This is a genomic window from Streptomyces sp. NRRL WC-3549 (assembly GCF_000721935.1).
Classification (GTDB): domain Bacteria; phylum Actinomycetota; class Actinomycetes; order Streptomycetales; family Streptomycetaceae; genus Streptomyces.
In genome coordinates this window covers 12,333-13,386 of record NZ_KL585427.1, presented here as the reverse complement: position 1 = coordinate 13,386, position 1,054 = coordinate 12,333, and the positions used below count along the sequence as shown (strand labels likewise).

The window sequence follows — 1,054 nt, the reverse complement described above, 5'->3', positions numbered from 1 at the left end:
CGCTCGCGGACGGCAGCGCGCGGCCCACCCTCGCGCTGGAGGAGTTCGGCCCCGCCGACCCCCTCCGCCCCGGTACCGAAGCCGTGGCGGACGGGCCGCACTGGCGGCTCGGCGGCCTCAAGGCCGCGGTCCCCTCGCCGGCCGGCGCGCGGTACGTCCTGGTGACCGCCACCACCCCGTCCGGTCCCGGCCTCTTCCTGGTGGAGTCGGACGCCCCCGGGGTGGCCTGGGAGAACGCCGAGACCACCAGTCACGACATGAGCGCCCACCTGACGCTCGACGGCGCACGGGCCGAGGCGGTCGGCACGCCGGGCGACGGCGCGGTCGCCCACCTCGTCAGGAGCGCCTTCGTCGCCCTGGCCGCCGTCCAGACCGGGGTGGCGGAAGGCGCGCTGGGCTACGCGGCCGGCCACCTGGCCGAGCGCGAGCAGTTCGGGCGCCCGCTCGCCACCTTCCAGGCCGTACAGCACCAGCTCGCCGACTGCTACATCGACATCGAGGCGATGCGGGTCACGCTCTGGCACGCCGTGGACGCGCTGGCCGACCCCTTCGACGCCCCCACGGCCGACCGGGCCGCCCTGGTCGCCAAGTGGTGGGCCACCGAAGGCGGTCTGGACACCGTCCACCGGATCCAGCACGTGCACGGCGGCATCGGCGTCGACACCGACTACCCGGTGCACCGCCACTTCCTGTGGGGCAAGCAGATCTCCACCACCCTCGGCGGGGCCGGGGCCGACCTCGAACGCCTCGGCGCACTGCTGACCCACGGGGCGGTGACGGCATGACCCGGCAGCCGGCCCCCGCGACGGCGGCCACCGCCCTGCCGCCCAGCCGCGCCTACGCCGACGTGGCGGCCGGGGAGGTGCTCCCCGAGCTGTCCGTCCCGCTCACCCGGACGCTGATCGTCGCCACCGCACTCGCGAGCCGCGACTACCAGGACGTGCACCATGACCCGGACCTCGCCCGGGAACACGGCTCCAAGGACGTCTTCATGAACATCCTGACCAGCAACGCCCTGGTCGAGCGCTATGTCACCGGCTGGGCCGGTCCCGCC

At 75.1% G+C, this 1,054-nt stretch carries 1 protein-coding gene and 1 pseudogene; both read left to right on the top strand.

The window, feature by feature from the left end:
• Positions 1–785, top strand: a 785-nt coding sequence (locus IH13_RS0129105; RefSeq protein ID WP_031089009.1) for an acyl-CoA dehydrogenase family protein, incomplete at its 5' end; no start/stop codon positions are given.
• A pseudogene (locus IH13_RS0129100) lies at positions 782–1,054 on the top strand (hypothetical protein); the annotation flags it as partial. The gene IH13_RS0129105 and the pseudogene IH13_RS0129100, both read left to right, overlap by 4 nt.